The sequence below is a fragment of the Geomonas sp. genome (assembly GCF_056994735.1).
This window is the reverse complement of record NZ_JBXKJL010000186.1, coordinates 1-4,384: the sequence shown is the minus strand read 5'-3', so window position 1 is coordinate 4,384 and position 4,384 is coordinate 1. Positions and strand designations below refer to the sequence as shown.

Annotated in this window: 6 protein-coding genes; 4 read left to right on the top strand and 2 right to left on the bottom strand. The window is 59.0% G+C overall.

All coding sequences use genetic code 11. From position 1 onward, the window contains the following. The 4 genes from gpmA to AC11W3_RS08470 all read left to right on the top strand — a co-directional run. Nucleotides 1-621: 2,3-diphosphoglycerate-dependent phosphoglycerate mutase (gene gpmA, locus AC11W3_RS08485; protein ID WP_484092827.1), on the top strand; the 621-nt coding region annotated here is incomplete at its 5' end. 363 nt (nt 622-984) lie between these two features. Then, nucleotides 985-1,452 (top strand): glycine zipper family protein, encoded by a 468-nt coding sequence (locus AC11W3_RS08480; protein ID WP_484089355.1) that lies wholly within the window; start codon nt 985-987, stop codon nt 1,450-1,452. Nucleotides 1,453-1,497: 45 nt separating this feature from the next. Continuing rightward, entirely contained in the window at nt 1,498-1,893 is a 396-nt protein-coding gene (locus tag AC11W3_RS08475; protein WP_484089354.1) for a hypothetical protein, read from the top strand. 38 nt (nt 1,894-1,931) lie between these two features. Further along, a complete protein-coding gene (locus AC11W3_RS08470) occupies nt 1,932-2,483 on the top strand; it encodes a lipid-binding SYLF domain-containing protein (protein WP_484092826.1) in 552 nt (183 codons plus the stop codon). Between the two features lie 114 nt (nt 2,484-2,597). Here the strand turns inward: AC11W3_RS08470 and AC11W3_RS08465 are convergent, their stop codons facing one another. Beyond that, nucleotides 2,598-3,425 carry a hypothetical protein gene (locus tag AC11W3_RS08465; protein WP_484089352.1) on the bottom strand — a complete coding sequence of 276 codons (828 nt, stop codon included), beginning with the start codon at nt 3,423-3,425 and terminating at the stop codon, nt 2,598-2,600. Between the two features lie 120 nt (nt 3,426-3,545). After that, nucleotides 3,546-4,384 (bottom strand): MGH1-like glycoside hydrolase domain-containing protein (locus AC11W3_RS08460; RefSeq protein WP_484092825.1); only part of this gene is annotated, 839 nt, incomplete at its 5' end.

The window sequence follows — 4,384 nt, the reverse complement described above, 5'->3', positions numbered from 1 at the left end:
CTTCTGGCACAGGAGGGATTCGTCTTCGACGTCGCCTTCACCTCGGTCCTGAAGCGGGCCATCAAGACTCTCTGGCTCGCCCTCGAAGAGGCGGACCAGATGTGGATCCCGGTCTGTAACAGCTGGCGCCTCAACGAACGGCACTACGGCGCCCTGCAGGGTCTCAACAAGGCTGAGACGGCCGAGCTGCACGGCATGGAGCAGGTCACCATCTGGCGGCGCAGCTACGACATTCCCCCGCCTCCGCTCACCCGTGACGATCCGCGCTACCCCGGGGTCGATCCACGTTATGCCTCGCTGACAGCCGAGGAACTCCCCCTGGCAGAATCCCTGAAAGACACGGTCGCCCGGTTTCTCCCGTACTGGCACGAGACCATCGCGCCGGCAGTCATGGCGGGGAAGCGGGTAATCATCGCCGCCCATGGAAACAGCCTGCGGGCGCTGGTGAAGTATCTCGACGGCATCAGCGACCAGGCGATTGCCGAGCTCAACATACCTACCGGCATACCGCTCGTCTACGAACTCGATGACGACCTGCGGCCGCTGCGCAGCTACTACCTGGGAGGGGAAGAAGCGGCGGCGGAAGCAGCCCGCAAGGTGGCCGAGCAGCTTCGGCGCTAGCCGCTGCTCTGTCGGCTGGAGTGACCGTGGTTAACGCCGTTTTTGCTTTGATACTCGGCGTTCTTTGCCAATCGGCAATTTTTGCCAAAGATCCCTGATTACTTCCTAGCAGAAAACGTATTCTCTCAGTCACTTTCTTTACAGTAGTTTCTTTACCTGATGTCAGACTCCTGATGAACCAGCCGCGCCCCTGCCACTTATTCGACCGCTCCTTGCCTCTGACATTGCTTCTGTTATTCTTGACCCGTTGATTACCTAAAAGCGCGGATACAAGGGCGGAACCGGAAGTGTATGGTCACGGCACAGCAGGCGGCCGTCAGGCAGTGATCGAAGCCCCATCCCATAGTCGGAAAGGAGCATGCAATGAGCAAGGCAAAGGAAAAATCAGCGCCAAGAAATCCGAGATTGCGCGGGATCGCCGTGGCGGTTATGGCCGCCGTCATTTCTTCAGGATCGGGCTGGGCCGCACCCTACGTCTACCCGACCGGGAACCAGAGCAATGAACAGATGGAACAGGACAAGTACTCCTGCTACCAATGGGCCAAGGGCCAGACTGGGGTCGATCCCTCGCAGCCCGCAGCGGCGCCGCAAAAGAAGGGGGGAGCGTTGAGAGGCGCCGCCGGGGGGGCTGCAGCCGGAGCCGCCGTAGGCGCGATCGCCGGTAACGCCGGCAAAGGCGCAGCCATCGGCGCCGCCTCCGGAGGGATCATCGGCGGAGCACGCAAGCGGAGGAGCGAGAAGGCCCAAGAGGAGCAAGGACAGCAACAGTCGGCGGAATACACCCGGGCCTGGAGCGCCTGCATGGAAGGAAAAGGATACAGGGTGAAATAGACAAGGCAGCTTTTACTGAGAGGTGAAACTCAAGTGGAGGATACCATGACAAGGATTTCTGCTTTAGTGCTTGCGGTGCTTCTTTCGTTCGGGGCACTGCAGGCAATGGCGGCGGATGAAAATGTGCGGACCTGCGCACTGACGAGGGTGCTCGAATGCGTTCCGGATGAGAAATGTGCGGACTATGCGGTAGAGGACATGGAGCTGCCCCGTTTCGTGCAGATCGACCTGAAGTCCAAGACCTTGAAGTCGCTGGATAAAAGTGTGACACGCAGCTCAAAGATATCGTCGGTCGAGCGCCGGGAAGGGCTTGTCATCATGCACGGCACCGAGCTGCGCGGCTGGACCATGACCCTGGTAGAGGATAGCGGGGATCTTACCCTGAGCGCTGCCGGCGACCGGGAAGGCTTCATCGTCTTCGGCTCCTGCATAATCCCATGAACTGGATGTCTAACGGAAACCACCCAAGGAGAACAGCCATGAAAAAAGTCGTCACATTGATGCTCCTCACGCTGATGCTGGTCTTTGTGGCACACATACCGTTCGCCAATGCCGACACCAAGGCAGAGATCGACAAAGACGCCGATGCGGCGCTGCAGAAGCTGTACAAAACCAGCGCAGCGGCCAAGGCACTCGGGCAGAAGGCAGTGGCAGTCATGATCTTTCCGAAAATCCGCAAGGCGGGATTCATAGTCGGGGGTCAGGGGGGCGACGGCGTACTGCGCGAGAACGGCGTGAGCACCGGCTACTACCGCAGCATCGCGGTCTCCTACGGACTGCAGGCCGGCGTACAGTCTTTCAGTTACGTCCTGTTCTTCATGAAAGATTCGGCGGTGCAATACCTGCACAAGTCGGAGGGGTGGGAGATCGGTGTCGGCCCGAGCGTCGTCATCGTCGACAAGGGAGTCGCCAAGGCCCTTACCACAACTACCGGAAAGGCTGACATCTACGCCTTCATCTATCACCAGAAGGGTCTGATGGCGGGTCTGGGCCTGCAGGGGACCAAGGTCACCAAGATCAACCCGGATTAGCCGACCCGGCAACCTTTCTTATCCGGCACTCATTTCCCTGGCATCACGACATCTGCGTTCCTGCCCTACCCTTCGGACAGGAACGCGGATGTCGATCTGGACATGAAACTACTCTCATTGCCAAAAGTTGGGGTACAGAAGCGAAAAACCGAGCGTGATGCCATATTCAGGCACAGGACCGTCATGGGATATATTCCAAAACGGTTCGACGAAGCAGTTCACATTCTGGCGACCTATCCTGAAAACCCGCCCTACTCCCAAATCCAGAGGGACCAGCTGTTTGCCGTTCTTCCAGTCGAAGACCATCTGGGGTTGCGACCTGACGAACCAGCCTTTGTCAAATTGATAGGTGACGAATGGCTGGAAGATCATGTAATTCACATCCCGTCGTTCTCGATCGCCGGCGAAGGAGATCGGGTTCTGCACAAACACGCCCAGCAGCAACCTCTCGGGGAAGAACGCAATTGCTGCGGCTGGTCCCGCTTGCCATTTGCCCTGACCGGTCTCAGGCCTGCTCGACACGGGAAAGAGCAATGCCGGCCCGACTCCCCAGATGGTACTCTCACCGGCACGAAGTATTGCTATGTCGACAAGCTTCAGGTCACCGGACCCTGTCCCACCGCCAGGTAAGGTTACTGCTGCTGGAAAGGAGAGGAGCGAAAGCTGAGGAAGTGGGAGCAGGCGGTATTTAGGAAACGGCATGGTCAGGGCTATCGAAAAAACGTTGCCGTTCCCGTGTATCTCGTAAAATTCCGGTTCGTAGGTATTCTGAAGACGGACCTGTAGAATAGACGAGATCGGCGCGTTGGCCTGTTTGACGAGCTTTTCCTGTTGGCTCGTGTCGTCAGCCAGCGCTTCACCCACGGCTATAGCCGCACAGAACAGGGCGCCAAACACCAAGGTTCGTCGCGCATGAGTACCCATCTCGTTTACTACCTTCATAGTAACTGTCTCAAGCCATGAGGCTTCAAATTCCACTTGAGGGAAGCGCTAGCACAGTCACTGTGGTCTCGCAGCGTCTCGTCCTTGCCCTCGGGAAGCAAGCCCTCCCCATTGTTCGGCTCATGCCCCCTCTCTTCTCCCCCCGGCTTCCGGGGCGCCCTTCTCGAAGGCGGCCTGCTTGCCCCCCTTCAGAGCCCTCTCGGCGTCCAGAAGGCCGAAAAGCTGGATGGTCTTGGCCACGAGCCCGGTCCAGCCGGTCTGATGGCTGGCCCCGAGCCCGGCGCCGTTGTCGCCGTGGAAGTACTCGAAGAAGAGGATGTGGTCGCTAAAGTTCGGGTCGGTCTGGAACTTCTCAGTGCCGCCGTAGACGGGTCGCCTACCTTGCTCGTCCTGCAGGAAGATCCGGCCGAGCCGGTCGGAGATATCCTTGGCCACCTCGAAGAGGTTCATCATCTTACCTGACCCCGTGGGACATTCGATCTTGAAGTTGTCGCCGTAGTACAGGTAGAAATTCAGCAGTGACCGGATGATCATCGCGTTCACCGGCATCCAGATCGGTCCCCGCCAGTTGGAGTTGCCGCCGAACATGCCCGTGTTCGACTCGCCCGGCAGGTAGTCTACCCGGTACTCCTTGCCTTCCACGTTAAAAACGAACGGGTTTCGCTCGTGGAACTTGGAAAGCGAGCGGATGCCGTAGGGGCTCAGGAACTCGTTCTCGTCAAGCATCTTCGTCAGGATCCGGCGGAGCCGCTCCGGATTGAGCAGGGCGATGAGCCCCCGTTCGTCCACGCCTAAATGCCCCGGGCCTGAAGGGTGCATAGTCGCCGAAAGTTCGGGCATCCGGCGCAGCCGTTCCTGCAAGTTAGCCATTGCCTGCGGAACGCGCTCCCGCTGCCATTTCTCGATTACCGTGGTGGCGCACAGGGGGAGAAGCCCCACCATGGAGCGCACCTTGAGCC

Excerpts from the sequence above, each read along its gene's own strand:
- AC11W3_RS08480 (WP_484089355.1), top strand. The coding sequence starts at position 985 with ATGAGCAAGGCAAAGGAAAAATCAGCGCCAAGAAATCCGAGATTGCGC.
- AC11W3_RS08475 (WP_484089354.1), top strand. The coding sequence starts at position 1,498 with ATGACAAGGATTTCTGCTTTAGTGCTTGCGGTGCTTCTTTCGTTCGGG.
- AC11W3_RS08470 (WP_484092826.1), top strand. The coding sequence starts at position 1,932 with ATGAAAAAAGTCGTCACATTGATGCTCCTCACGCTGATGCTGGTCTTT.
- AC11W3_RS08465 (WP_484089352.1), bottom strand. The coding sequence starts at position 3,425 with ATGAAGGTAGTAAACGAGATGGGTACTCATGCGCGACGAACCTTGGTG.